The organism is Paenibacillus ihuae, from assembly GCF_001368795.1.
GTDB classification, from domain to species: domain Bacteria; phylum Bacillota; class Bacilli; order Paenibacillales; family Paenibacillaceae; genus Paenibacillus_AQ; species Paenibacillus_AQ ihuae.
This window is the reverse complement of the sequence record NZ_LN831198.1, coordinates 1,569,016-1,571,623: the sequence shown is the minus strand read 5'-3', so window position 1 is coordinate 1,571,623 and position 2,608 is coordinate 1,569,016. Positions and strand designations below refer to the sequence as shown.

The window sequence follows — 2,608 nt, the reverse complement described above, 5'->3', positions numbered from 1 at the left end:
CGCCAATTCGCACATCTGTGTCGTAAATATGCACCATGCTTCCTGCCGGTGCATAACCGCTCAAGACGGTCTGCATGCGGGTGTCCGAGACACTAGACGGCGCATCCAGCGTAACTTTTGGCGTATCCAGATGTACCGCACCAATTGTCTCATCGATGCTCTCTGTATTGAGGTGTGCCTGAATTCTTGCCGCAGCGGACACACTTGGTTTATTGAAATCAGGCGAGACCTGCAGCTTATAGGTGACCGTGCCACTGCTTCCTTTGGCGAGATTGCCCAGAGGTACACGCAATTCGCCTTCTTCCAGGGTTGCTGCTCCTGCCCCGCCTGTTACAGCCATGTTCCCGAGCGAGTCGGTAACGAGTGACATTCCATCCGGAATCCCAAGCAGGAGATTGGCATCCTCTGCTGTCGTTGCCGCATCATTCCGGTACGATGCCTTCATCACGATTGTACTGCCGGGGATTGCCCGGGCAGGCTGTGCAGTCAAGTAATTTCCGGATTGATTCATAAAATAACTGGACGGGCTAAAGGTAATCGTGCCCAGCTTCTTAATTTGATTCTCTTCAACGGTAAACTCGACGGTTGCATATTCGTATTTATTCTTGTAGTTTACATCGCGGATGATTTTGAGAACATCCATCCGGAAGGTTCCGCCTTTGGGGATATTCACGTTGAAAGGATGGCTTTGGAAATCGGCATCCCCGGCGGAAGCAGCCCATCGCTTGCCTCCATTAGGGGAGATTTCATAAATAGAAGCGCTGTACATGATATTGCGCCCCGTCTCTACCTCACCTTGGATCCGGGCTCCTTTTTCCTCCAGGCGAACCTCTACATTGGCATTCGAATTCTCATCCATTACCGCAGTGCCGCAAGCACTCACGTAAGCATAAATGCTTCCTTCCACGCAAGCCTCTACTGTGTTGCCCGGCTGCCCGCCAAGTTTAACAGAATTCGAAAAGTAGGTTTTAATCCATGCGCCACTCGGCTTAACCGATACCGTAGACAGGAAGAATTCATCATTCATGTTAAGCGGACCGATCCAATCCGTGTCCAAGGCCTTTTTGTATACATTCAGGTTGACCACATAATTGTCCGGCTGCTTCATAGGAATCTCCATAGTAGTCGTAGCCTCAGCCTTCACATTGGCCTTCAGAAGCCCGGAGCTGAGCTGGTATTGAGACTGAATAGCTTCCAGAGTCGCTTCCCCTGCATACAAATCCAGCCTCACTTTGCCGTCAAAGCTGGTACGTCCGCTGGTGACAATGGGCTTTCCTTTGTAATTCTGGGTGGCAATAACGATAGAATCATATACCGGCTTGTTCTCCGGATCCCTTACCGTCACCTCCAGCTTTCCGCGGTCAGGGGAAATGAGACTAACCAGTAATTCATTATCCCCTTTATCCAGCGTGATGCTTAGGGATGTACCGGGCGCGAGCTCATACTCTACATCGTCCAGGTCAAGCTCGGCAGTCAGGGACTGGTTCTGCAAAAGTCCCCCGCGCCACCCGGTTGCCCCGTCAATCCCGGTAGCAACGGTGTCTACCAGCTGGTGTTCGGAATCCCACAGGCTAACCGGGATATCAGGAACCGGCTTACCGTAGGAATCAAGCACCTTCACACGAAGCTGTGCAGGCAGCGTAACCGGAACCTGGATGGAGGCCGTTCTTCCGGGTTCAATGATAACCCCTTCCAGCCGGGCCATTTCATACTGATAATCCGGGGTATAGAGGACGATCTTCGTTTCCTCTCCAGGCCGCAGCCCTTCAATAAGCTCCGGCTTATCCCCGCTCAGGGTGAAGGATCTTTCTTCCACATCCGACTGTAATATCGTAAGAATGGAGCCCTGCAGTTCCTCCGGCAGAACACCGGTGAACGCTATATCCAGACTTCCTCCAACAGCCAGAGGCAGGTCATCCGCTTCCATCTCCTCTACCTTTCCTTCACCGGCCAACGTCAGCTTCATACCGGTAAGCTCTGTCACTTCGGGAGATAATTTGAAAGATCCGGTGTATAATCCCGGTCCCTCCGGCAATTCAGTCAATAGAAGAGATGCCGACTTCTCTACTTGATCATCTCCCGCCCATTCCTTGTAAGTCCATTCCACTTTCGCTTCACGGCCCGCTGCTCCCTGGGCATACAGCTGAATCGTGCTTCCCTGCTCCAAAGGACCCCAATCGCTGCCGCGGTCGCCTACCCAGTCAAAGTATAGGGACTCCTCCGGAGGATTTTCTCCGCCTTCCCTAATCCATATATAGGAGGGGCCTCCCATACTCATATGGTATCGGGTATTAATGGCTTCCACCTGGATCAGATCTTCGTCATTTGTCCCTTGGGGTACATCAGTCAGCGTATATGTTGTCTCGTCGGCAGCCGGTATATAAGCAGTGCGCGCTCCATTTAAGTACAGGGCATAACCTGTAACGCCATTCGGATCGGAGGCTTCCGGCCAGCTCACGGTAATATGATCCTTGCCGATATCTGTTGCCTCAAGACTGCTTCCTTCCGGCCATACCGGTGCCGTACCGTTGGCAGCCACAAAATAATCAAAGGATTCAAACTCCACACCCCCCACATGCTCTATGTAAGAGGATAAGAAGGTAATGGT

1 protein-coding gene is annotated in these 2,608 nt (G+C 52.0%); it reads right to left on the bottom strand.

The genetic code is table 11. The features are described from left to right. Positions 1-2,608 (bottom strand): fibronectin type III domain-containing protein (locus AQR02_RS31095; RefSeq protein WP_222861268.1); only part of this gene is annotated, 2,608 nt, incomplete at both ends.